This is a genomic window from uncultured Pontibacter sp., from assembly GCF_947502515.1.
Classification (GTDB): Bacteria; Bacteroidota; Bacteroidia; order Cytophagales; family Hymenobacteraceae; genus Pontibacter.
On sequence record NZ_CANNAI010000007.1, the window covers coordinates 29,251 to 53,901 of the forward strand.

The 24,651-nt window shown below is 51.0% G+C and carries 26 protein-coding genes; 19 read left to right on the forward strand and 7 right to left on the reverse strand.

Translation table 11 applies throughout. The annotated features are described in order from the left end of the window. Window positions 1–65 precede the first annotated feature (65 nt). Complete coding sequence (locus tag Q1A54_RS16520) at window positions 66–965, reverse strand: hypothetical protein (protein WP_299990387.1); 900 nt, start codon at window positions 963–965, stop codon at window positions 66–68. Window positions 966–1,030: 65 nt separating this feature from the next. Beyond that, on the reverse strand, window positions 1,031–1,405 hold the full coding sequence (locus Q1A54_RS16525; protein ID WP_299990389.1) for a hypothetical protein: 375 nt from the start codon (window positions 1,403–1,405) through the stop codon (window positions 1,031–1,033). A 183-nt stretch (window positions 1,406–1,588) separates the two neighbouring features. Between Q1A54_RS16525 and Q1A54_RS16530 the strand changes: the two genes are divergently transcribed. The 15 genes from Q1A54_RS16530 (at window position 1,589) to Q1A54_RS16600 (ending at window position 15,333) form a co-directional block, all read left to right on the forward strand. After that, on the forward strand, window positions 1,589–1,990 hold the full coding sequence (locus Q1A54_RS16530; protein WP_299990391.1) for a cupin domain-containing protein: 402 nt from the start codon (window positions 1,589–1,591) through the stop codon (window positions 1,988–1,990). 212 nt (window positions 1,991–2,202) lie between these two features. Then, window positions 2,203–2,685, forward strand: coding sequence for a cytochrome c (locus Q1A54_RS16535; RefSeq protein WP_299990393.1), 483 nt, complete (start codon window positions 2,203–2,205; stop codon window positions 2,683–2,685). A 29-nt stretch (window positions 2,686–2,714) separates the two neighbouring features. Further along, entirely contained in the window at window positions 2,715–4,733 is a 2,019-nt protein-coding gene (gene nosZ / locus Q1A54_RS16540; protein WP_196120942.1) for a Sec-dependent nitrous-oxide reductase, read from the forward strand. A 91-nt stretch (window positions 4,734–4,824) separates the two neighbouring features. After that, window positions 4,825–5,427: a hypothetical protein gene (locus tag Q1A54_RS16545; RefSeq protein WP_299990396.1), complete on the forward strand. Its 603-nt coding sequence runs from the start codon at window positions 4,825–4,827 to the stop codon at window positions 5,425–5,427. Next, window positions 5,424–5,891, forward strand: a complete 468-nt coding sequence (locus Q1A54_RS16550; RefSeq protein WP_196120944.1) for a nitrous oxide reductase accessory protein NosL — start codon at window positions 5,424–5,426, stop codon at window positions 5,889–5,891. Before Q1A54_RS16545 ends, Q1A54_RS16550 begins: the two co-directional genes overlap by 4 nt. Continuing rightward, the gene (locus tag Q1A54_RS16555; protein ID WP_299990398.1) at window positions 5,875–7,173 is read left to right on the forward strand and encodes a nitrous oxide reductase family maturation protein NosD; all 1,299 of its coding nucleotides are present in this window, start codon (window positions 5,875–5,877) and stop codon (window positions 7,171–7,173) included. Before Q1A54_RS16550 ends, Q1A54_RS16555 begins: the two co-directional genes overlap by 17 nt. Next, window positions 7,136–7,843 carry an ABC transporter ATP-binding protein gene (locus Q1A54_RS16560; RefSeq protein ID WP_299990400.1) on the forward strand — a complete coding sequence of 236 codons (708 nt, stop codon included), beginning with the start codon at window positions 7,136–7,138 and terminating at the stop codon, window positions 7,841–7,843. The genes Q1A54_RS16555 and Q1A54_RS16560 overlap by 38 nt, the downstream gene beginning before the upstream one ends. 3 nt (window positions 7,844–7,846) lie before the next feature. Next, window positions 7,847–8,614 carry an ABC transporter permease subunit gene (locus Q1A54_RS16565; RefSeq protein WP_299990402.1) on the forward strand — a complete coding sequence of 256 codons (768 nt, stop codon included), beginning with the start codon at window positions 7,847–7,849 and terminating at the stop codon, window positions 8,612–8,614. A 251-nt stretch (window positions 8,615–8,865) separates the two neighbouring features. Beyond that, the gene (locus Q1A54_RS16570) at window positions 8,866–9,411 is read left to right on the forward strand and encodes a cytochrome c (RefSeq protein ID WP_230392323.1); all 546 of its coding nucleotides are present in this window, start codon (window positions 8,866–8,868) and stop codon (window positions 9,409–9,411) included. Between the two features lie 17 nt (window positions 9,412–9,428). Then, window positions 9,429–11,465 (forward strand): Sec-dependent nitrous-oxide reductase, encoded by a 2,037-nt coding sequence (nosZ, locus tag Q1A54_RS16575; RefSeq protein ID WP_299990405.1) that lies wholly within the window; start codon window positions 9,429–9,431, stop codon window positions 11,463–11,465. Between the two features lie 83 nt (window positions 11,466–11,548). Continuing rightward, entirely contained in the window at window positions 11,549–12,130 is a 582-nt protein-coding gene (locus tag Q1A54_RS16580) for a hypothetical protein (protein WP_299990407.1), read from the forward strand. A gap of 16 nt (window positions 12,131–12,146) precedes the next feature. Further along, a complete protein-coding gene (locus Q1A54_RS16585; protein ID WP_299990409.1) occupies window positions 12,147–12,614 on the forward strand; it encodes a nitrous oxide reductase accessory protein NosL in 468 nt (155 codons plus the stop codon). A gap of 31 nt (window positions 12,615–12,645) precedes the next feature. Beyond that, window positions 12,646–13,914, forward strand: coding sequence for a nitrous oxide reductase family maturation protein NosD (gene nosD / locus Q1A54_RS16590; protein WP_299990411.1), 1,269 nt, complete (start codon window positions 12,646–12,648; stop codon window positions 13,912–13,914). Continuing rightward, complete coding sequence (locus tag Q1A54_RS16595; RefSeq protein ID WP_299990413.1) at window positions 13,859–14,569, forward strand: ABC transporter ATP-binding protein; 711 nt, start codon at window positions 13,859–13,861, stop codon at window positions 14,567–14,569. Before nosD ends, Q1A54_RS16595 begins: the two co-directional genes overlap by 56 nt. Continuing rightward, window positions 14,566–15,333: an ABC transporter permease subunit gene (locus Q1A54_RS16600; RefSeq protein WP_299990415.1), complete on the forward strand. Its 768-nt coding sequence runs from the start codon at window positions 14,566–14,568 to the stop codon at window positions 15,331–15,333. Before Q1A54_RS16595 ends, Q1A54_RS16600 begins: the two co-directional genes overlap by 4 nt. A 132-nt stretch (window positions 15,334–15,465) precedes the next feature. Here the strand turns inward: Q1A54_RS16600 and Q1A54_RS16605 are convergent, their stop codons facing one another. The 4 genes from Q1A54_RS16605 to Q1A54_RS16620 form a co-directional block, all read right to left on the reverse strand. Beyond that, window positions 15,466–15,699: a hypothetical protein gene (locus Q1A54_RS16605; RefSeq protein WP_196120953.1), complete on the reverse strand. Its 234-nt coding sequence runs from the start codon at window positions 15,697–15,699 to the stop codon at window positions 15,466–15,468. Window positions 15,700–15,853: 154 nt separating this feature from the next. Then, window positions 15,854–16,303, reverse strand: a complete 450-nt coding sequence (locus Q1A54_RS16610; protein ID WP_299990417.1) for a 6-carboxytetrahydropterin synthase — start codon at window positions 16,301–16,303, stop codon at window positions 15,854–15,856. 6 nt (window positions 16,304–16,309) lie between these two features. After that, a complete protein-coding gene (locus Q1A54_RS16615) occupies window positions 16,310–18,115 on the reverse strand; it encodes a hypothetical protein (RefSeq protein WP_299990419.1) in 1,806 nt (601 codons plus the stop codon). Between the two features lie 232 nt (window positions 18,116–18,347). Then, window positions 18,348–19,541, reverse strand: coding sequence for a proline dehydrogenase family protein (locus Q1A54_RS16620; RefSeq protein WP_299990421.1), 1,194 nt, complete (start codon window positions 19,539–19,541; stop codon window positions 18,348–18,350). A 239-nt stretch (window positions 19,542–19,780) separates the two neighbouring features. On the opposite strand from Q1A54_RS16620, the gene Q1A54_RS16625 reads away from it, so the two are divergent. From Q1A54_RS16625 to Q1A54_RS16635, 3 genes are read left to right on the forward strand one after another with little or no spacing between them, the layout of a single operon-like run. Further along, complete coding sequence (locus Q1A54_RS16625) at window positions 19,781–20,425, forward strand: thioredoxin family protein (protein ID WP_299990424.1); 645 nt, start codon at window positions 19,781–19,783, stop codon at window positions 20,423–20,425. Further along, the gene (locus Q1A54_RS16630) at window positions 20,422–20,862 is read left to right on the forward strand and encodes a hypothetical protein (protein ID WP_299990426.1); all 441 of its coding nucleotides are present in this window, start codon (window positions 20,422–20,424) and stop codon (window positions 20,860–20,862) included. The genes Q1A54_RS16625 and Q1A54_RS16630 overlap by 4 nt, the downstream gene beginning before the upstream one ends. Window positions 20,863–20,865: 3 nt before the next feature. Continuing rightward, window positions 20,866–22,146 carry a hypothetical protein gene (locus Q1A54_RS16635; protein WP_299990428.1) on the forward strand — a complete coding sequence of 427 codons (1,281 nt, stop codon included), beginning with the start codon at window positions 20,866–20,868 and terminating at the stop codon, window positions 22,144–22,146. A gap of 262 nt (window positions 22,147–22,408) precedes the next feature. Here Q1A54_RS16635 and Q1A54_RS16640 read toward each other — a convergent pair whose 3' ends face one another. Then, window positions 22,409–23,275 (reverse strand): LysR family transcriptional regulator, encoded by an 867-nt coding sequence (locus tag Q1A54_RS16640; RefSeq protein WP_299990430.1) that lies wholly within the window; start codon window positions 23,273–23,275, stop codon window positions 22,409–22,411. 86 nt (window positions 23,276–23,361) lie between these two features. On the opposite strand from Q1A54_RS16640, the gene Q1A54_RS16645 reads away from it, so the two are divergent. Beyond that, on the forward strand, window positions 23,362–24,600 hold the full coding sequence (locus Q1A54_RS16645) for an MFS transporter (RefSeq protein ID WP_299990432.1): 1,239 nt from the start codon (window positions 23,362–23,364) through the stop codon (window positions 24,598–24,600). Window positions 24,601–24,651: the final 51 nt, after the last annotated feature.

Sequence of the window (24,651 nt, forward strand, 5' to 3'; positions counted from 1 at the left end):
AAGGTTTGAGTGGTTATAGTTGAATTTGAGTTGAAAATCAGTAGCTGAGGTTCAGGCCATGAGCCTTAGAACATGTAGGTTAGGTTAACCATGGTGCGACGGTTGCCTTCGGTATGGTGGTGCGCCTCGGTGCTGCTCACAGGTAACTGTATTGTACCGCCCACCGCGATGTTTTTCACATACACGCTCATGCCCAGGTTAGTGAAGAAAGAGTCGCCGCCTTTTTGCAGGTTAGGAGCCCCTTCGTATTGGTCGCCTTCGGCATGCTCGTAGTACACGCCCGCACTAGGCAGCAGGGAGATACCTTTCACATTCTGCCAGTAAAACAGGTTAGAAGAAGCGCTGACACGGTTGCCGAAACGGTAGCCGTTGCTGTTCTCGCTGTTGAAACGGTAGGTCACATCATTGCTCAGGCCCAGTTGCTTGTAGCGGACGGTATAGATACCATTTGCCATGTAATCGGTGCTGCCTGTGCCGGGTTGCATGTTTGGTGCCAGCTGCTCACCATGCTCCTGGTTGCGGTAGGCACCTGTGGCAAGTTTTACGCCGCCACCTACCTGCAGCGTGTGCTTCAGGTTCTTGTCCATTCTGTCACCGGTGTTGATAAGCGAATAGTTGGCCATCAGGGTCACATCCCCAAAGCCTCTGCTCTTGATGGCATGGTGACCACCGCTCTGTTCATTGAGCATGTAGGGCACAAAGGCGAAAATCTGCACGTTCTTGACCGGCACAAAACGGCCCCACAGCTCGGCTGTGGCAAAGCGCTCGTCAGTTACCTGCACATGGTGGCCGTGTGTGGCAGTAGTGGTGTAGGAGCGTGTGGTATAGCGCAAACCCACAAAGTTTTTATGGAATTGAGGCAATATGCCCATGTAGCTGCCGCCCATGGTGCAGCCTTTGTCGCAGGCCTGGCTGCTGATGTTGATTGATAATAGGGCGATGACGATTAATAATATCTTTTTCATGACTTAGTACTCTTTGAATTTTTAAAATAAACAGGAGGGTGCCGGAGTGGCACCGGGATCAGAGACTAAGCGATGAATCGCGGAGGGTGAAAGATGGAAAAATCGGGTGATGCATAGACACCTGCCCGGTATAGGGAGTGTCCGCTGGTTTTTTCTGGTGCTATGGCAGGCGCCGCAGGAAGCAGCTCTGCATTAAAAGCAATCAGGTCGATCACGCTGTGCTGCTGACGCTGCGATTGCTGCTCACGCTCACTCTCTTTTTTCAGCTCTTTGCGGAGGTGGCATTTTCCATTGCATTCGGAGCCAGGTATAAACCTGTTTTCGCACAGTTCACTGGCGATGTAGGCCTTATTCAGTTGGTATACCAACAAGATACCCTGCTTGCTCAAGGGCTGCACCAGCACACAGATCACACACATTATAATAGCAAGCCGTTTCATGGCATCTTCTCTTCAATGGTTTTGAACTGTTGCAAAGGTCATACAGGCAGGGAAGGAGAAAAATGACATAGATCACTAATAAAAGAGATTGAGGTCTTCTATTGTCAGGCCGGGCTGGGATACTTTTGTGCAAGGTCAAGGCGGTAAGGAATACCCCGCCTACTCTTATATAATAATAGAGCCATGAAAGAAACAGAAAACTCACAGCAATCCGGCAACTCCCTTCCCAGGGATAGCGACAAGGCTTTGATCACTACTGATCTTCCTGCCCTGGCACTTGAGCTGAAAGGGGAGGAGAACTGGCAGAAGACCGGTCGAGGGTCCAGGACGATCTACAAGTCTGAGACGATGCGCATCCTGCTGAATGTGATGCAGGCGGGCTCTGAGATAAAGCCGCACCAGGCACCGGGTCCCATCAGTGTGCAGGTGATAGAAGGAAGTATCCGGTTCAACACCGAAACGGAAACTGTGGTGCTGACCAAAGGACAGCTACTGACGCTGCAAGAGCATGTGCGACACAGCGTGGAGGCACTCGAAGAAGCAGCTTTCCTGCTGACTGTTTCACCGCTCACTTCAAAAAGATGACAAAGGTCACTATTAAAAGAGATAAAGGTCTTTTATTTCGAGACACTCTGAGAATACCTTTGTATTGTAAATGAAAGCCAAACAGTACTGATTACAGAGGGGGTCAAAACCTGAAAGTGAAAGTCTGCAAACACAAGACAACAACGGAACCTGATCACCTCATAGTTAAACAGGTAAACATCATGAATTTCAAAAAACAAAAACCAACCATCATGAAATCTATTAAATCCGTTGCTTTCCTTTTTCTGGCCGCTATGGTATTCTACAGCTGCTCTTCTGACAACACCACAACTACTGAAACCAAACAGGAGTCGGGCCTCGCCCATCAGGCGCCTGCTGCACCGGTAGAAGATGACGGAAAAGGTATAGGACCAGTTAAGTCAGTTGAAGTGGGTGCAGACATAGACCAGGCATTGGCTTCTGAAGGTCAGTCTATTTTCGAAGGCAAATGCTCTGCCTGCCACCAGTTGTCAGACCAGAAAGTAGTAGGCCCGGGTATGGCGGGCGTAACGGAGCGCCGCAAGCCGGAGTGGGTGATGAACATGATCATCAACCCGGAGGAGATGACCAAAAAAGACCCGACTGCTAAAAAGCTGCTGGCTGAGCACTTAACGCAGATGACTAACCAGAACATCAACGAAACTGACGCCAGAGCCCTGCTGGAGTTCCTGCGTCAGAATGACAAGAATTCTTAATCTGAAACAACACGAAAATCATAATCATCATGAAATCTTTATTCAATAAATTCAAAAATGTCGCTCCTGCAGCCGCCTTTATCATGGCGGTAGGCGGTGGTGCCGTGCTGCAGGGCTGCAGCAGCGGCCCGGGCGAAGGAAGCGCCACTGCTGCAGGCGTCTCCTCTGATGCTGCTCAGGCAGTGTATGTAGCTCCTGGCAAGCACGACGAGTACTACTCTTTCCTGTCAGGTGGTTTCAACGGACAGATGTCCGTGTATGGTCTGCCTTCTGGTCGACTGCTGAAAATCATCCCTGTGTTCACACAGCACGGTGAGAACGGCTACGGCTACAGCGAAGAGTCTAAGGCAATGCTGATGACATCACACGGCTTCGTGCCCTGGGATGACTTGCACCACCCGAAACTGTCACGCACTAACGGTATGACAGACGGTCGCTGGTTGTTCGCCAACGGTAACAACACCCCGCGTGTCGCCCGTGTCGACCTGACTACCTTCGAGACCGTGGAGATCATGGAGATACCTAACTCTGCCGGTAACCACTGCTCGCCTTATCCAACTGATAACAACGAGTATGTGATCGCAGGTACGCGTTTCTCTGTGCCACTTGACATGAAAGGCGGTACGGCTGACGTGAGCATGAACGAATATGCTGACAAGTTCCGCGGCTCTATCTCCTTCATCAAAGTTGACCAGGATAAAGGCGACATGGAACTTGACTTCCAGATCCTGGTACCAGGCTTCGACTACGACCTGGCTAACGGTGGCAAAGGCCCGTCTTCTGACTGGGTATTCTTCACTACCTATAACACAGAGCGCTCTGGTACGCTTAAAGAACTGGGTGCTTCCCAGAATGACCGCGACTACCTGGCTGCTGTGAACTGGAAACTGGCTGCCAAGTATGCTGCTGAAGGCAAGGCGAAGGAAATGCCAGCTTACTACTACCATAACAAAATGGACAAAGACTCGCACATGGCGAAGTCTACTATAAAGAAGTCTGTTCGCTACCTGCTTCCTGAGGACTGCCCAGGTATGATGTACCTGATCCCGGCTCCTAAGTCTCCGCACGGTATCGACGTGGACCCAAGCGGCGAGCACATGGTTGTGAGCGGCAAACTGGCTGCAACTATACCTGTATTCTCCTTCTCTAAAATGCAGCAGGCAATTAAAGACAAAGCGTTTGACGGCGAGATCAACGGTATCCCAGTGTTCAAGTACGAGTCTGTGCTGAAAGCTGAAGTGCCAGAGCCAGGTCTTGGTCCATTGCACACCGAGTTCGACGGCAAAGGCAACGCCTATACCTCTATGTTCGTGTCTTCTGAGATCGTGAAATGGAAATTGAGCGACTTCACAGTAGTGGACAGAATGCCGGTTTACTACTCAGTTGGTCACTTGATGATCCCTGGTGGCGATACGCACACTCCTGACGGCAAATACCTGGTAGCGATGAACAAGATCACCAAAGACCGCTACCTGCCAACTGGTCCTGAACTGGCGCACTCTGCTCAGTTGATCGACATCAGCGGCGAGAAAATGCGCATGCTCCTTGACTTCCCAACCGTAGCTGAACCGCACTACGCACAGGCTATCAAAGCTGAAAGAGTAGCGCCGAACAGTGTGAAATTCTACGACCTGGCCAAGAACACCCACCCACATGCGGTGAAGAAAGAGTCTGACGCCAGCGTAACCCGCGAAGGAAACGTGGTGCGTGTGAAAATGACGGCCATCCGAAGCCACATGACACCGGACAACATTGAAGGTGTGCAGGTAGGTGACACCGTACTTTTCCACGTGACGAACCTCGAGCAGGACTGGGACGTACCGCACGGCTTCGCAGTGATGGGCGCTAACAATGCCGAGACGCTGATCATGCCGGGCGCAACACAAACACTGCGCTGGGTACCGAAGAAAGCCGGTGTGTTCCCATTCTACTGCACAGACTTCTGCTCTGCGCTGCACCAGGAAATGCAAGGTTACATCCGCGTATCTCCTAAGGGATCAAACGTACCGATTACATTCTCTACAGGCAAGAAGAAGCCTGCCGCTTAACCAACAGGTATAAGCCGGGCATAACACAAGCGGAGGTTGCCCGGGGCAGCCTCCGCTTATTTTTTAAATTTTCACCTTAAAACTCACAAGGATGAAAGCTTACCACAAAGTGCTGATGATGATAGCCTCGCTGTCTCTCGGTTTGTTGTTCCTCTTCCCGATGTGGAAGATTTACCTGCAGGCTCCACAGTATCCGGAAGGACTGGAGATGCACATCTGGGTGAACAAGATTTCAGGTGACACTGAAGGATCGCTCCAGAATTTTAACATCCTCAACCACTACATTGGCATGGAGCCTATCCACGCCGACTCATTCGCTGAACTCAAGATCATGCCTTATATCGTCATCTTCTTTATGGTGGCAGGTATACTGGTAGCGCTGTTGGGCAAAAGAAAACTGGTTCTTTCCTGGGTTGTGCTGCTGATGATAAGCGGTGCCGTAGGTATAGCCGACTTCTACATGTGGCTCAACAAGTTCGGCACCAACTTAGACCCAAGCGCCCCCATCAAAGTACCGGGTATGACGTATGTGCCACCGCTACTCGGAAGCAAGACGCTGCTCAACTTCGATGCCTTGTCGCTGCCTGCCATGGGTAGTTTAGGAATAGGGCTGGCCATACTGCTGGCAGGTTTGGTATACTTCTTCAGCCGCAGCACAGTGCATGTGAAAACAACAAAAAAAGTAATGGCATGAAATCACTAAACCTATACATGAGCTGCCTGGTGCTGCTGGTGATCCTGCTGCTGGCAGGGTGCCAGGTGGAGCCTAAGCCCATCGCTTATGGGGAGGTGAACTGCGCCCACTGCCAGATGACTGTTTCTGACAGCCGATATGGTGCTGAGCTGGTCAATGACAAAGGCAAGCCCTACTATTTCGACTCAGCGGAGTGCCTGGCAGCATACCTGCAGGATAACCCGGAGCAGCAAGAGAAGGCTGCCTATCTGCTGGTGACCGACTTTACCCGACCTAATCAATTGATTGACGCCCGTAGCGCCAGTTTTATACAGAGTAAGGAGCTCCCAAGCCCGATGGGTATGTACCTGACCGCTTTGTCAGATGAGGGAACTGCCACTAAAATGCATCAGGAAGTAGGCGGTCGTCTGCTGAACTGGGATCAGGCCATGATAGCCGTAAAGAACAATGAAAAACCTGAGTAAATATATTGTAGTTTGGACAGCATGCGCTTTGGTGTGGATGCTGGGTAGCCCAGCGGCTCTCGGCGACACACTAAAGGTATGCAACACCTGCGAGTATCACTCCGTGAAAGAAGCCGTAAGCAAGGCGAAAGCCGGCGATGTGGTGCTGGTGGACGGCGGTGTATACCTGGAGTCAGGTATAGAGATCACCAAACCCATCAGCCTGATCGGGCGCAACAACCCGGTGATAGACGGCCAGAACAGCGGCCAGATTATCACCATTACCTCATCCAACGTGAAAGTGGAAGGCTTTACGGTGCAGAACGTGGCCGTAAGCTACATGCGCGACGACGCTGCCATACGGGTAGCTGACCGTGAAAACATACAGATACTGAACAATACCGTCCTAAACACCTACTTTGGTATATACCTGCAGAACGCCGACAACAGCATCGTGAAAGGCAATGTGGTGAAGGGCGTCAACACAGGCAAGATAGAATCGGCGCTGGGCAATGCCATACATGTGTGGCGCACCGACGGTGCTGAAGTAAGCGGCAACAAAGTGGAAGGTCACCGCGATGGAATCTATTTTGAATATGTGACCAATAGCCTGATCCACGAGAACATCAGTGAGCGTAATAACCGCTACGGTCTGCACTTTATGTTCTCGGACGGCAACGTGTATACCCGCAACATCTTCCGGAAAAACGGAGCTGGCGTAGCCGTGATGTATACCCGAAACATCCGGATGGAACACAATACCTTTGAAGATAACTGGGGGTCTGCTGCTTATGGATTGCTCCTGAAAGATATTTCGCAAAGTGTCATTCTCAACAACACATTCCGAAGAAACACCACCGGCATTTACATGGAGAGCTCCAGCCGGTTGTACATAGAAAACAACGATTTTGACCGCAATGGCTGGGCAATCCGTCTGCTGGCGAGCTGCATCCAGGATACCTTTCGGCTCAACAACTTCACCGGCAACTCCTTTGATGTGAGCACCAATGGCAGCCCGACCATGAACCTGTTTGAGCATAACTACTGGGACAAATACAATGGTTACGACCTGAACAAGAACAGGGTAGGGGACGTGCCTTACCGCCCGGTGAGCCTGTACTCCATGCTGGTGGAGCGGGTGCCGCCTTCGGTGATGTTCATGCGAAGTTTTATGGTCGATCTGATGGACAGCATCGAGCGGGTGCTGCCGAGTTTTATACCTGAGAGTCTGGTCGATGAACGGCCTTTAATGAAGAAAGTGAATCATGATAGCGATAGAAAACTTGTCCAAAACCTACGGTAATTTAACCGTGCTCAAAGACCTGACGGTACGCTTTAGTGGTGGCCGTGTGGTGTCCATTATCGGGCCGAACGGCTCGGGCAAAACCACCATGAGCAAGTGCATACTGGGCATGGTGCTGCCTGACAGCGGCGATATCAAATACAATGGCGAGAGTGTGCTGAAACAGTACGCTTACCGTAGCCAGATCGGGTATATGCCTCAGATAGGCAAGTACCCCGAGAACATGAAGATCCGGCAGGTAATTGAGATGATCCGCGACATCCGCAAAGACGCCGCCGTGATCGACGAGGAACTAATTGGCCTGTATGGCTTACAAAATATGTATGATAAAAGAATGGGCTCCCTGTCGGGCGGCACGAAGCAGAAAGTGAGTGCGGCACTTGCCTTCATGTTCGACCCGCAGGTGCTTATTCTCGATGAACCAACCGCCGGACTCGACCCGATTTCTGCGGAGATCCTGAAGTGTAAGATTCTGAAGGAAAAGAAAAAAGGTAAGCTGATCCTGATTACATCGCACATCATGAGCGAAGTAGAGGAAGTGGCCGACGAGGTGATGTGTCTGGTGGACGGTACGCTCAAATTCCACGAGACGATCACCAGTATCAAGCAGCACACCAACGAAGAGCGCCTGAGCCGCGCTATTGCCAAAATTATGAACGAGGAGGACTAAACCATGAACAAGATCATCAAATACGTACTCTACGACATTGTCAGAAACAAGATCATCGTGGCCTATACCTTGTTCCTGCTGCTGCTCTCGATCGGATTGTTCAACCTGGGCGGCAGCCCGGACAAGGGCCTCCTGAGCCTGCTCAACCTGGTGCTGCTCACTGTGCCGCTGATCAGCATCGTCTTCGGCACCACGCACTTCTACAACTCCTACGAGTTCATGGAGCTGCTGGTCTCCCAGCCCATCCGGCGCAGCAAGATCTTCATGAGCGAGTACCTGGGCGTGTCCCTCTCACTGTCTGCCGCTTTTATGATCGGGGTGGGCATACCAGTGCTGTTGTTCGCGCCGGGCGCTACGGGACTGTACCTGGTGCTGACGGGTGTTTTCATCACCTTTATCTTCGTAGCACTCGCCTTCCTGGCCTCGGTCATCACCCGCGACAAAGCCAAGGGGATAGGCATCGCGCTCTTGCTCTGGTTCTACTTCGCGCTGATCTACGACGGCATCGTGCTCTTCATCCTCTACTCTTTCGGTGACTACCCGCTGGAATACGCCACACTGGTACTTACTGCGCTTAACCCGGTAGACCTGGGGCGTGTGCTGGTGCTGCTCAACCTGGACGTGTCGGCCATGATGGGCTATACCGGGGCTTTGTACAAGAGCATCTTTGGCAGCCTGTGGGGCATAGGACTAGCCTTTGCGGTGATGGTGCTCTGGGTGCTGGTGCCGGTGCTGGCCTCCAGAAGAGCTTTTACCAGGAGAGATCTGTAAATAATGTGAAACACCCGCTGCCTGGTTAGCTGATCAGACAGTCTTCTTAATCAAAAGAGCGCAGGCCCTGAGGTCTGCGCTCTTTTGATTTTGGTAGCCTGCATTTGTTATCCGTATTGAGGAAAAAGGGGAAAAGGTATAAAACGCTGCTGATTGCGGTATATACTTACCCAAATTGAACCGAAACGAAAGGTCTTCGTAAACAAAGGCCAATCATGTTTAACCATTACTCACCTTAACTATCCAAAACTATGACAAATCAGCTCTCTTCACTAAACAAAACACTATATAGTCTTCTGCCAAAGTCTATCAGGTATAGCGTAGTAGTCCTGTTCTGTGGCTCCTTACTTTTTAGCTGTTCATCAGGTGATAGCGAAAACAACGCTGCTGAGTCACAAGAGCAAACCGGATTGGCTCACCAGCAGGAGCAGGCTCCTGTAGAGGATGATGGCAAAGGGATAGGACCTGTTTCTTCCATTGAGGTAAGCGAGAACATTGATGATGCCCTGGCAGCAGAGGGTAAGTCAATTTATGAAAGCAAATGTTCTGCCTGCCATACCCTTACAGACGAAAAAGTAGTGGGTCCAGGCCTGCTGGGTGTAACCGAAAAGCGCAAGCCGGAGTGGATCATGAACATGGTGATCAACCCGGAAGAGATGACCAAGAAAGACCCAACCGCCAAGAAGCTACTCGCAGAGCACTTAACGCAGATGACAAACCAGAATATCAACGAGTCGGATGCCCGCGCACTGCTTGAGTTTATGCGCCTTAACGACCTACAAGCACAAGGAAAGTAAACTAAACCGCTAGTATAATGGAAGTATTGAAGCAGAATTTAAAAAGGATAGCACCCAAGCTAGGCTTTATACCGATGCTAATGGCAGGTGCGATGTTGCAGGGATGTGGAGGAGGAGAAGGAAATCAGAAATCCGGTACAGTTGATTCAGATGCCGCCGCAGCGGTTTATGTTCCGCCAGGGCAGCACGATGAGTACTACTCTTTCCTGTCAGGAGGTTTCAACGGACAGGTTTCAGTATACGGGCTTCCTTCGGGCAGGCTGCTGAAAGTTATACCTGTTTTCACGCAATTTGCCGAAAACGGCTACGGCTACAACGAAGAGACAAAGCCCATGCTGATGACCTCACATGGCTTCGTGCCTTGGGATGACCTGCACCATCCCAAACTCTCGCGTAGTGACGGAATGGCCGATGGCAAGTACCTGTACGTGAACGGCAACAACACGCCGCGTGTGGCCAAGGTGGACCTGACTACCTTCGAGACAGTGGAGATCATGGAAATTCCGAACTCTGCCGGTAACCACTGTTCGCCATACCCCACCAACAACAACGAGTACATACTGGCGGGTACCCGTTTCAGTGTGCCGATAGACACAGATAAAGCCGGGATGGGAGATGCCAGCCTGTCGGAGTACAAGGAAAAGTTCCGCGGTTCTATTTCTTTCATCAAAACAAATGAAGACGATGGCCACATGGAGCTGGACTTCCAGATCCTGGTGCCCGGCTTTGATTATGACCTGGCGAACGGTGGTAAAGGCCCTTCTAATGACTGGGTGTTCTTTACAACTTATAACACCGAGAAGTCTTCCACATTGAAAGAGCTGGGAGCTTCTCAGAACGACCGCGACTACCTGGCGGCCATCAACTGGAAACTGGCAGCCAAGTACGCTGCTGAAGGGAAGGCACACGAGATGCCGGCCAACTATTACCACAACACGATGGACCACAATTCCCACATCGCCACATCTAACGTGAAGAAATCAGTGCGTTACCTCCTGCCGGAAGAGTGCCCGGGTATGATGTACCTGATCCCGGCTCCTAAGTCGCCGCATGGTATCGACGTGGACCCGACAGGGGAGTACATGGTGGTGAACGGAAAACTGGCCGCCACGCTTCCTGTATTCTCTTTCTCTAAAATGCAGCAGGCCATCGAGAACAAGGACTTTGATGGCGAGGTGAATGGTATACCGGTATTCAAATATGAATCGGTGCTTTACGGCGAAGTACAGGAGCCTGGCTTAGGGCCGTTGCACACGGAGTTTGATGGCAAAGGCAATGCTTACTCTACCATGTTTGTGTCGTCGGAAGTAGTGAAGTGGAATGTGAAAGACCTGCAGGTACTGGACAGAATGCCGGTTTACTACTCCCCGGGCCACCTGATGATTCCAGGCGGCGACACAAGAGAGCCGGATGGCAAGTACCTGGTCGTGATGAACAAGATCACCAAAGACCGCTATCTCCCAACCGGACCTGAACTGTTGCACTCTGCGCAGTTGATTGACATCAGTGGTGACAAAATGCGCATGCTTCTCGACTTCCCAACCCTGGCTGAACCGCACTACGCACAGGCCATACAGGCAGACAAGGTGGCGCCGAACAGCGTGAAGTTCTTCAAGCTGGACGAGAACTCTCATCCGGAGGCTGTGAAGAAAGAGTCTGACGTGCGTGTGACGCGGCAAGGCAGGACTGTTAAAGTGAACATGACCTCGATCCGAAGCCACTTCACACCGGATAACATTGAAGGCGTGCAGGTAGGCGATACGGTTATCTTCCATGTGACCAACCTCGAGCAGGACTGGGACGTGCCGCATGGCTTTGCGATCATGGGTGCCAACAACGCCGAGACGCTGATCATGCCAGGCGCTACGCAGTCGCTGAGGTGGGTACCGAAGCAGGAGGGCGTTTACCCGTTCTACTGCACAGACTTCTGCTCGGCCCTGCACCAGGAAATGCAAGGCTATGTACGGGTATCGCCAAGGGGATCCAATGTCCCTATCAAGTTCTCAACAGGAGAAAAGAAACCGGTTCCTCCGGTTCAGGCAAGCGTGAATTAAGATTAGCTGATTGTGTAAGACAGCGGAGTTTGTTAAAACCAGGCTTCGCTGTCTTTTTATACCTCCAACTTAAACAGGAAAGTATGCACACATACCTGAGAATTCTGATGGTAATAGCCGCTTTGTCGCTGGGCACACTGTTTTTCTTCCCCATGTGGAAGATCTACCTGGAAGCGCCGCAGTACCCCGAAGGGCTGGAGCTGCACATCTGGATAAACAAGCTGGGCGGCAGCTCTGACCACGTGCTGCAGAATTTCAACATCCTGAATCACTACATCGGCATGGAGGCCATTCATCCGGACTCTTTTGCCGAGCTCAAGTACATGCCCTACATCGTCATCTTCTTTATGGTGACGGGCGTGCTGGCAGGGATTATCGGGAAAAGAAAACTGGTGCTGTTCTGGGTGATTCTGCTGGCCATAGCGGGTGCAGCTGGCATTGCAGACTTTTACCTCTGGCTGCATAAGTTCGGCACCAACCTTGACCCGACTGCTCCCATCAAAGTGCCGGGCATGACCTATATCCCGCCGCTGCTCGGCCACAAGGCGCTGCTCAACTTCAATGCGCTTTCGCTGCCCGCCTGGGGGAGTCTGGGCATCTTCCTGGCTATCGTCATAGGCGGACTCGTATACCTGTTAAGCAGGCGCAAAACTTATTCAACTTAAACTGAAAATCATTGACATGCTACACAAAACCACCCTTTACACACTGAGCCTCTTACTCCTGCTAATAGGAGCTGCGGGTTGCTCGGTGGAGCCAAAACCTGTGCCCTATGGTGAGGCGAACTGCGTCCATTGCCAGATGACCGTGTCTGACAACCGGTATGGCGCTGAGCTGGTAAACGACAAGGGCAAGGCTTTTTTCTTTGATTCGGCGGAGTGCCTGGCCGCTTACGCACTGGAGCAGCCGGAACTGAGCGATGCTGCAGCTTACCTGCTGGTAACGGACTTTACCAATCCTGATAACCTGGTTGAGGTAGACAAAGCACACTTTCTGCAAAGCCGGGAGCTGCCCAGCCCCATGGGCATGTACCTGACAGCCGTGGCTGACGAGGCCACAGCCAGCAGACTGCAACAGGAGTATGGAGGCCGCCTGCTGAACTGGGAGGGGGCGAAAGATGCCGTTAGGAATAATGAGAAACCCGAGTAAAAATATAGTAGTTTGGACAGCATGCGCTTTAGTGTTGCTGCTAACGAGCCTGCAGGCGGTTGGCGGCACACTAAAGGTATGCACCAACTGTGCCTATACCTCCGTGAAACAGGCCGTGAGCCAGGCGAAGGCCGGCGACGTGGTGCTGGTGGACGGCGGCGTATACCTGGAGTCAGGTATAGAGATCACCCAACCCATCCGCCTGATCGGGCAGAACAACCCGGTGATTGACAGTAACAACAGCGGTCAGATCATCACGGTGTCCTCTGACAATGTCACGATTCAGGGTTTCACGCTGCAGAACGTGGCCACCAGCTATACCCGCGACGACGCTGCCATCCGGGTCAGGCAGCAAAATAACATCCAGATCCTCGACAATACCATCCTGAAAACCTATTACGGGATATACCTGCAGTATTCGGACGGCATTGTTGTGAAAGGCAATGTGGTGAAAGGGGAGAACGTGGGCAGAACCGAGTCCTCGCTGGGCAATGCCATTCATGTGTACTACACAGACGAGGTGCAGATAATAGGGAACGAGGTGCAAGGCCACCGGGACGGCATCTACCTGGAGACGGTGAAGAACAGCACCGTGGAGCGTAACCTCAGCCACCAGAACAGCCGCTACGGCCTGCACTTTATGTTCTCGGACGGGAATGCCTATACCCATAACATCTTCCGGAAAAACGGGGCCGGTGTGGCGGTGATGTATACCACCAACGTCCGGATGGAGCACAACGTGTTTGAAGATAACTGGGGCGCAGCTTCGTACGGTCTGCTTCTGAAAGAAATAAACAACAGCGTTATTTACAACAACACATTCCGGCGCAACACCACAGGTATACACATGGAAAGCTCGAGCCGCCTCGATTTTAAAAACAACGATTTTGAGCGCAACGGCTGGGCCATTAAACTGATGACTACCTGCATACAGGACACCTTCCGGCTCAATAACTTCACTGGAAACTCCTTTGACATCAGTACCAACGGAAACGCGCAGCACAACTACTTTGAGCACAACTACTGGGAGAAGTATAGCGGCTACGACCTGGACAAAGACGGGGTGGGCGATGTGCCTTATCGGCCAGTGAGTCTGTACTCCATGCTGATTGAGCGGGTGCCGCCCTCCGTCATGCTGATGCGCAGCTTTATGGTAGACCTGCTCGATAACATGGAAAGAGTGCTGCCAAGTATCATTCCTCAAAACCTGGTGGACGAGCGCCCCTTGATGAAGAAAGTGAATCATGATAACAATAGAGAATTTGTACAAGTCCTACGGAAAGCTGCAAGTGCTCCGTAATGTGAGCGTTGAGCTGGACAAGGGCAAAGTCATATCCATTATCGGGCCGAACGGCTCGGGCAAAACCACCATGAGCAAGTGCATACTGGGCATGGTGCTACCCGACAAGGGAGATATCAAATTCAATGGCGAGAGTGTGCTGAAGAAGTACGCCTACCGCAGCCAGATTGGGTATATGCCCCAAATCGGAAAGTACCCGGAGAACATGAAGATCCGGCAGGTGATCGAGATGATCCGTGACATCCGAAAAGATACTGCCGTTGATGATGAACTGATTGGTTTGTACCGGCTGGAAGAGATGTATGAAAAGCGGATGGGAGCGCTGTCAGGTGGTACGAAGCAGAAAGTGAGCGCGGCACTTGCCTTCCTGTTCGACCCGCAGGTACTGATCCTGGATGAGCCAACCGCTGGTCTGGATCCTTTTGCAGCTGAAATTCTGAAAGGCAAAATCCTGAAAGAGAAAAAGAAAGGGAAACTGATTCTGATCACTTCGCATGTGATGAGCGAGATTGAAGAAGTAGCTGACGAGGTGCTGTGCCTGGTGGATGGCAGTGTGATGTTCTATGAAACGATTTCTGACTTAAAAGAGCAAACACAGGAAACGAGATTGAGCCGTGCCGTTGCCAAAATCATGAACGAAGGATACAAACCATGAACAAGATCATCAAATACGTACTCTACGACATTGTCCGCAACAAGATCATTGTGGCCTATACCTTGTTTCTGTTGCTGCTCTCGATCGGTTTATTCAACCTGGGCGGCAGCCCGGACAAGGGCCTCCTGAGCCTGCTCAACCTGGTGCTGCTCACCGTACCGCTGATCAGCATCGCCTTCGGCACCACGCACTTCTACAACTCCTACGAGTTCATGGAGCTGCTGGTATCGCAGCCGATCCGGCGCAGCAAGATCTTCATGAGCGAGTACCTGGGCGTGTCCCTCTCACTGTCTGCCGCTTTTATGATCGGCGTAGGTATACCGGTGCTACTGTTCGCGCCCGGCGCCACGGGACTGTACCTGGTGCTGACGGGCGTGTTCATCACTTTCATCTTCGTGGCACTCGCCTTCCTGGCCTCGGTCATCACCCGCGACAAGGCTAAAGGTATAGGTATAGCGCTGCTGCTCTGGTTCTACTTTGCATTGATCTACGACGGCATCGTGCTCTTCATCCTCTACTCCTTCGGCGACTACCCGCTGGAGTATGCCACACTTGTACTTACTGCGCTCAACCCGGTGGACCTGGGGCGCGTGATGGTGCTGCTCAACCTGGACGTGTCGGCCATGATGGGCTACACCGGCGCCTTGTACAAGAGCATCTTCGGCAGCCTGTGGGGAATAGGCCTGGCCTTTGCGGTGATGGTGCTCTGGGTGCTGGTGCCGGTGCTGGCCTCCAGGAGGATATTCAAGCGGAGGGATATGTAAGTCAGGTTGCTATACCTGCCGCAACTATACAAAGGCAACAAGACCTGGTATAGCTGGCACAAGCTTGAGCACTCTCTCCTTGTACAAAGTCGCTACCTTGCCAGCAAACGTGCAGCGAAAGCAAACCGGATTTTACTGATTATTCCGTCTTGGAGTCGTCACCGTATCGACTTCAAATGCGGCTGTGTCGTCCTGCATTTCCAGTTGTGGGTTGATCTCTTCGCCAGAACCAATCTCTACACTTTCATCCATGCTTTCGGTACCGCGTGTATCAGTAGCGGTATCATGCGTGGTATTGTCTGAGGTGCAGGAGAAGAAGAAAATGCCGATAAAAATTATAAATGCCTTTTTCATAATCGTGTTCATTGGTAACAGACTTTACAACGGATATCAGGCGGCTTCGTTTCAAGGTATGGCATTGGGAATCAGGTAATACTATTCTGAAACATATAAAAAAAACCACCCTGTCCGTTACTTTTGGCCTAACGAACAGGGTGGTTTAGCTGGAGGTAAGACTTACTTACAGGTTATCCGAAGCATACCATTCTGCAAAGGACTTCTCGGTTTCCCAAAGCTTGAGGCTGTGCAGCTCCACATAAGGCGGGAGCAAGTGGCGGATGCGCTGCTTAAAGTCGATCAGCATATTCTCGCAGGTAGGCTGATAGGGGGTAAGCACCAGCTTGTGGTGAAAATGCCGCAGCGCCAGAATCAGTTCCTGCGGAGCGTCCTGCCGCAGCAAGAGCGCATGGTCGATCGGCTCAATGATCGTTTCCTGCACCAGCTTCTTCAGCTCTTTAAAGTCCATCACCATGCCGTCATTCGGATGCGTTTCGCTCACGATGGGCGTGCCGATGATGGTCACTTCCAGTTTGTAAGAATGCCCGTGTATGTTGCGGCAGCCACCTTTGTAGTTTTGCAGGGCATGGGCCGCTTCAAACGTAAACAGGCGGGTTAATCGTATTCTGCTCATAGCTGTCTATACCTTCTGATTGGCCAATTGTAACTGGTCTTCAGCATCCAGTAATTCATCCAGCATCAGCACGCGCTTCTCCAGCTGGTCCTTGAACAGAACAGGCAGCTGCTCTTTGTAATAGCTTATACCTTGCTGCAGGTTCTGCCAGAAGTTCTGCAGGTATTTCTCCTGTTTGTCGGTCATGCTCTCCTGCAACTCTGCCTTCTTGTTCTTCCAGTAGTCCACATACATCCGCAGCTCGTTGACGAACACGTGCGGACGGTAGGTGTTGTTTAGCACGTTCATGCGGCCGTAAATGTGGTCCACCATTTCCTGCAGCTTGAAGATGTTGGAGAAGTAGGCCAGGTTCGGTCCCGGGCAAATGGCCACCGGTCTGGATGCAACGGCTTTGCGTGCTATACCTAGTTTTACGAGGGCTGTGTTGGCCAGACCTTCACAGAGGCACTCTTTCTCCAGTACTTTGGCTTCCTGCGCTTTGTATTCCCCTTCTGGCAAACCTAATCCCTGCAGCTGCACGAGTTTGTTGCGCTGGTACTTGCGGGAGGCGGTGCAGATAGGTTCTTTGGTAAAGTCTGAGTTAGAGACAAGGTGCTTCTTCTCGCACGGACTACCTGGTTTTCCTTTTTCAATGCGAGCCAAGGTGAGCGCTTCGGAGCTGGTACCGCGCAGCGAGTTGAAGGGTACACCAAGCGGGGAGATCGGGCTCAGGTAAAGGTCTTCTTTTTTGGCGCGGGCCAGCTTCTCCATTGTTTCTACGTCTACCGTTGTGGCTTCGGGTACAAGCAAAAACGGTGTACCCCAACCAGCAGCATCCATGCCGTAGTGCTCCAGCAGGAAATTGTGCTCCTCGGCTGTGCCAATACCGCCCTGCATTGTAATGTGCATGGTTGGCGCAGTGGCTGGCACGGTATAGCCTTTGGCCGTGAGGGCATTGCTGAACAAGGTATAGAGCTCCTCCTGCATGGCCTGTCGGTTTTGCTTGAACTCCTCCAGAATCGGGCCGATCAGGTAACCGTCTGTGGCAAAAGCGTGCCCGCCGCAGTTCAGTCCCGACTCGATGCGGAACTCCGATACCCAGATACCTTTCTTGGCCAGAATCTTACCCTGCACAAATGCCGAGCGGTAATCACTCACCTTGATAACCACCTGCTTTTGCAAATAGCCGTTTTCGTCAGGGAAGAAGCAAGGGAACTGCTCCAGGTAACTGTAGAGGCGCATGTTCATACCTGCCGAGAAGATCACCGAAGCATGTACGGTACTCTTTGCAAAACCTCGCAGCGCGGCCAGTGCGTCGGAGTACTCCGATGGCAGCGGATTGCCGTCTTTGTCGTAATTGGTTTTGTCGAGCTTGGTCATTATGTTCACATCAATGCTTCCCGGTACCACAGCCTGGCGCAGCTCATCCTGCATGATCTTTTTCAGCTCCGGATTGTTGGTCTGCACCATCTTCTGATAAAGGACCTTTAGCGGCGCCTGGTCAGGCAGCAGCAAAAAGTACTTGCTCAGGCGCGACTCCGCATCAAACGACTCCTGTTTCAGGCTCTCCACTTGCTGCTTCACAATACGGTCGGCCAGGTTGAGGTACTCTGTGATGCGACGGGCGCGGTAATCCTCTTCTTTAGGGGTAATGGGCGTGAAGCGTTCCTGGTATACCTGACTGTAATGCTGGCGCATTTGTTCAATCAGGGTATCGTCGCTCAGCGAGACAACCGATGAAATGCCGTACTGCGCCACTTTCATGGGCGAGTCGATGGAAAAGGCCAGTCCCATAACCGGGATGTGGAAGGTGTGCGGTGTGTTTTTGATCATGAATGAAATGGTTTTTACCTCCCCCCAGCCCCCAAAAAAGGAAGGGGAGGTGAGGGGGTTTTATTTATTTTTCGTTTTCTGTTCATTGTTCTTCCCTCGCTCGCCTCTGGCGAGTGTGAGCTATCCAGTGGCGTCCCGCCACCTGTGCCGACAGGCACAAACTAGCGGCCAGAGTCCGCCAGATAGCTTACACTCGCGGGACGCGAGCGAGGGCATTTAGTTGATTGGGGTGCTACAACCCCCGCCGCTTCATCTCTGCCTCCAGCAAACTCAATTCTCTGCCCATCTGCCCGGCGATTGAAGTGTTCTCTTCTGCCCGCCTGATCATGTAAGGCAGGGTCGTGGCTACATCGCCGTAAGGCAGGTATTTGGAGGCGTTGAAGCCGGCGCTGGCCAGGTTGTAGGTCAGGTTGTCGCTCATGCCGTAGAGCTGCGAGAAGTAAATACACTTGCGGTGGTCAGCTATACCCCGGCGGTTGATCTGGTTGACAAGGTAGCGGGTGCTGGCTTCGTTGTGCGTCGCGGCGCAGAGTTCTACTCTATGTAGATTTTGCAGACAGATGTCGATGGCTTTGTCAAAGCTGTGATCGGTATCGGCTTTGATGCTAAATACCGGGCTCGGATACCCATACTCTGTGGCTCGTTCCTGCTCTTTCTCGATGTAGGCGCCCCGCACGATTTTTATACCCAGCACCACATCATAGCCCTCGCTTCTTTTGAGCAGATCGGTGAGGTAAGCGATGCGGTCCGTGCGGTACATTTGCAGGGTGTTGAACACCACGGCACGGTGCTCGTTATAGCGCAGCATCATCTTTTCGGCCAGCTCGTCCATGGCTTGCTGCAGCCAGCTTTCCTCTGCGTCGATGTATACCGTAATGTTGGCTTCGTAGGCGGCTTTGCAGATCAGGTCAAGCCTGTTTTCTGTGCGCTGAAAGGCCGCTGTTTCCTCGGCTGTAAGTAACTCGCCTTCCTGCAGTTTCTGAAAAATTTCACGGGAGCCTATACCTGTCAGCTTCACACTGATATAAGGAATTTCCCCAGTGACTTTTGCCAGCCGGATGTTGCGCATGATCTCATCGAGTACGTAGTCAAAACCGGCTTCGTCTTCCTTCGCTTCAGCGGCATAATCGAGCACCGTGTATACCTTGGCATTGGCCATGCGACGGATGGCTCGTTGTGCCTGCTGCGCTGTTTCTCCCCCGCAAAAGTGACGGTAGATTGTATTCTTTACCAGTCCTTTGATCGGCAGCCCAAGCTTAAGCGCCCAGACTGTGGCGATGCCGCCCAGTTTGACTAGCGTGGGCTTACCCATCATCCTGAATAGGAAGTGGGCAAGTTTAAGTTCTTCATCCGTTTTATTACTGAAAGCGATTTTAAGATCGTCCGGATCGAATAATGTGGTTGGTTGTATGGTAGTGACGCCCATGTGTGTAATTTGATAGGATAGATGCCGTCTTAACAGGATAGATGGCATGACAAGGTAGGCTAATTTCAAGCCCTCAGAAATGAGTATCGTTAGTCAAAATAATGACATAGGTCATTTTCTATGTATTTATTTTTACATTCGGTTAGAGGTTTGTTAATTATTGTATGTGAGTGACTTAAGTCATTTTATAAGCAGGTATAGATGGGTAGACTTGCAGTATAATTTAACCCAAACGTCTCATGAATACCCCCGATATATTGACCCCCGAACTCATCAACCCGCTGACCTACCAGAGCTTCAAGAAATTGATAGATGAACTCGTAGCCAACAACCAAACCACAGGCCCTGAGCAAACCGAAGAGCGCATTGGCTATACCAGGCTGAACCAGCAACGCATGAAGCGCGTCGAGAAGCAATTCTCCATCAACCCCAACTTGCTCGCAGCCCTGCAGCAGCCGCGCCCTGAGTGGCATTGGGTGGTGCTGGTGGAGTCGTGGTGCGGCGACGGAGCGCAGCAACTGCCTGCTCTTGCAGCTATCGCTGACGCCGTGCCAACTATCGAACTGACCATTATTTTGCGCGACGAAAACCCGGCCTGGATGGACACCTGCCTCACCAATGGCAGCCGTGCTATACCTAAGCTGATCTGCCTGAATGCAGAGACAAACGAGCGCCTGTTCACCTGGGGGCCGCGGCCGTTGGCGATACTCGAGCAAGTGCTGCACTTCAAGGAGGAAAACCCGAATGCGACGAAAGAGGAGATAGGTACACTGGTGCATATGCTCTATGCGAAAGACCGCAGTCAGTCGCTGCAGCAGGATTTGCTGCGCCTGGTGCTGAGCGCTATACCTGTGGCGGAAGAAGCGGAAGGGGGTGTATTATGAAGCTGATCATTATCGCTATTTTTCTGGCCAGCCTCACTTCCATGTGCGGACACGAGCGTGATCTGGAAACAGAGCATACTGAAGTGATCCATGAAGAGCAAGCACTGGCTCTAAACGGCACCGAGCGCTGGAAAGCAGACGAGCCAACCAACCGCCACATCGCCCAGTTGCAAGGTATGCTGCAGGAATTCAAGCTGCAGTCGGAGAACAATTCGGCAGAGGCCTACAACGACCTGGGGATTTCGATGAAAGCTGAAATGCAGCAGCTTTTTAAGGACTGCCGCATGAAAGGCCCCGCCCACGACATGCTGCACGTATACCTGGTACCGTTGGTGGAAGACGTGAACGTGCTGGCCGAAAAAGACGAGCACCAGTCCGAACAGGCGCTGGCACGGGTGAGTGCACGGCTGAAGGAATATAACCAGTACTTTGAGTAAACAATGACAGAGGTTAAGGAAAGGCTGCGGCAGAACATACGAACAGAACAGGATACCCTGGTGCGGGCACGGCTTGCGCTCGGGTATTTTGTAGTAGTGGCGCTGCTGGGCCTTTTCCTGCGCTGGCTCATGGTGTCGCCTGTGGTGGGGGTGAACTACAAAAACTTCCTGCACGCGCACTCGCATGTGGCTTTGCTGGGCTGGCTCTACTGCGCCTTTTTTGCCGCTTTGCTCTACATTTTCCCCGCCACTACCTCCGCCGACCGCCGCTCATTCCGACGGCAGTTTTTCCTGACGCAGGTCTCGGTGCTGGGCATGCTGTTCACATTCCCCGTGCAGGGCTATGCGCTCTTCTCCATCATTTTCTCAACCCTGCACATTTTGCTTAGTTACTGGTTTGCCCGCAGCTACTGGCGCCATGTGCAGCTGCATGTTACTACCAGCACACACGCCACTTCCCTGAAATACATCGGGGCGGCCTTGCTGTTTATGGTGGTGTCTTCCATCGGTCCCTGGGCCATGGGGCCGATTATGGCGAAAGGCACCATTGGCGGCGAACTCTACTACTCGGCCATCTATTTTTACCTGCACTTCCAGTACAACGGCTGGTTTACCTTTGCCGTGCTCGGCTTGCTGTTCTGGTTTCTGGAGCGCCACCACATCACGTTCAACCGCCGCTGGGCCATGCGGGCTTTCTGGCTGTTGGCGCTGGCCTGTCTGCCCGCCTATGCGCTGTCGGTGCTCTGGACCCAACCTGCGGACTGGGTATACGCCATAGGCTATGTGTCGGTAGCCATGCAACTGGCGGGCTTGCTATACCTGGCAAAAGTAGTGCGGCAGGTATGGACAGAAACGGTGCTGTTGCTCAAGCCCTGGGTGCGGGCGCTGGTAGGTATGGCGCTGTTCTTTTTTGTGCTGAAACTGGCCCTGCAAACCGCATCCGCTTTTCCGTACATGGCCGATCTGGCCTATAAACTACGCTACTTTGTCATCGGCTACCTGCACCTGTCGCTACTCGGTTTTGTGTCGCTCTTCGTGCTCGGCTTCCTCTTGCAGCAAGGCCTTTACCGAATCGGCAGGTATGGCGGTATTGGACTGGCTCTTTTCCTGACGGGTTTCTTCGCTACGGAATTAATGCTGTTCGGGCAGGGCACCTTGCTCTGGCTCGGGCTGACGGCTTTGCCGAGTTTCAACTGGCTGATGTTCTGGGTGAGTGTGCCCATGCCGCTGGGGTTGGGGTTATTGTTTTTGGGGCAGCGGGGGGTGAGGGCGAGCTTTTACTAAAGTCTAACCAATCTTCACATGAACTTATTCTAATTTAGCTATCATCTGCTGAGCTATACCTAAGCTTATCCATATTTATCTGGATGCTGTCACTTAGCAGTTAAGAAGTATACATCCAGCACTATGAAATCAAGAATAACTTGACGGGCTTTGTATGGGAAGAATGAAAGATACCTGGGGCTTTACCAGTCCTTCCTATTTTTTTTGGCCTTGTAGAGTATGTATCATATTGTAGCTCAAAGCCCATGCGTGCTAGTTGATTTTATATTTTCATCAGTTGTTCATAAAATTTTGTTACGGCTTTCTTTTCATAAGCATCTTTTAGCGAAATAAGCATTGCCGTACGCACCATTTTTTCCCCTTTAATGGGGATGGTAACTAATTCTTTATGGTTTACACTCGTCTGTACTAAGATGGTGTGCCATTGCCCGGTTTTAACAAGTTCTAGTATCGTCGGGATGTCATTTACTTCAATACCGATATTTGATTTTAAACCACTTTCCTTAAATGCTTTCATGATAAAATGGTTTAGCCCATTTCCTTTAGTTGTTATCGCCAACGGAAGTTGGGCTATCTCTTCTAGTGTGATAGAGGTTCGGTCGGAAAGTGGAGACGTTTTGGAAGTAACCAATGTTACGGGAGAATCGAAGAGGGGGTGATATTTGAAGGCGGGCTCTTGCGTTGACTCATTGAATACTAAGATTAAGTCGAATTCAAGGTGGTATAACTTCTCGATTAAATCTTCTGAAGTACCAAAAAGTACTTGAACATTAATCTTAGGAAATGCACTCGCAAACCGCATTAATGCTTGCGTTAGCATATGCTGCAACCCGTAAGTGACTCCAATATAAATTGTACCTGTATTTAAGTCATTCAGATCGTTTAGCAGCATCAAGCCATCGTTTGCATTCTTTACACTTTGAGAGGCATACGTCGCAAATAATTCACCTGCTTCAGTGAGTGTTATCCGTTTTCCAATTCGGTTAAACAAACTAATTCCCAGCTCTTCTTCCAGTTGTTTTATTTGCTGAGACAGTGTGCTCTGGCTTATATGCAAGCTGTGCGCCGCCGCTGTGAAATTCAGCAGTTCCTTAGCTTTAAGGAAGTAGCGCAGTTGTCTTAGTTCCATATCGTAAATCGGTTTTATCGATTAATGTTATCGAAAAATAACGTTTTACGAATCTATGAATTCTTTCGAACTTTACGGCAAGAAGATTGGAAGAAGTAGTTATGCATATAGAAACCCCAAAACCGTCCATATCAAAAAATGTGGCGCTGGGTATTGCTCAAATTATACTGTGGGGCGGCTCGTATTTTATTTTGTCAGTTTTGGCTGACCCGATCATGAAAGATACAGGCTGGTCATATGCTATGGTATATGGCTCGCTATCTATAGCGCTATTGATATCTGGCTTGCTGTTGCCCAAAATCGGGAGTATCATCAATGAAAAGGAGAAAAACCTTATTCTTCCTTATGCGGGTTTTGTGATGGCGGGGGGGCTTGTTATACTGGGCTTGTCAGAACATTTCCTATTGTTCTTGTCAGGTTGGGTAGTCATTGGTGTTGCTATGGGGATGGGTTTGTATGACGCGCTCTTTGCATCCCTTGGAAAAAATTACGGGAAGGCCACAAGTAAAGTAATTGTGCAGGTAACGCTTATTGCCAGTCTGGCACCTACCATTTCGTGGTCTATCGTGTCACTTTTACTGAGCAACTATGGCTGGCGTAACACCTGCTTTATATATGCCATCTTGTTGTTGGTTACAGTATACCCAATTCACCGGTTTGCCTTTCCTGCAGCAGCAAACAGCGTTACCCGAACGCCGCATCCAGTAAGTAAAGGAACAGTCCCAGCGGACATCTTTCATTCTAAACTATTCTATTTACTGCTGAGTAGTTTTACGATTGGTGCAGTTCTGACAACCGGCATTGTCGTGCATCTCATCGACATCCTGTTAGCCAAAGGAATAACGATGGCTACTATAATAAGTATCGTTGCTTTTCTCGGGCCAAGTCAGGCAGTCGTTCGGGTAATAGAGTTAGTTTTTTCTAAAAATGCACCCGTGAGAACAGCCATCATTGCTGCTTTCGCGACACTCATAGGCATATTGTTATTCCTGTTCGACCCAAATGTTGCTTATCTGGGAGTCATCCTTTTTGGAATGGGAAATGGTTTACGTTCTATTTTAAGAGGAACATTGCCCTTAGCCGTTTTCGGACAGGAAAGCTATGCTGTTGTGATAGGAAAGCTGGCCCGTTTTCCTTTATTGGCGCAAGCTATAACGCCTTTTATATGTGGTTTCCTAATACAACAATTTAGCGTTTCGGTGTTCATCTATACCTTCTGTTTATTGGCCCTTGTCAATATCATCCTGTGCTTTATCATACGCCAGGAAATAGCGCAACAGAAAGAATACGCTACAAAAGAACTGAAGATAAATCTGGTCACTTAATACAGCTCATAGCTGTTCACTACCTTTAATTTATTACTTAAGCATAATCAA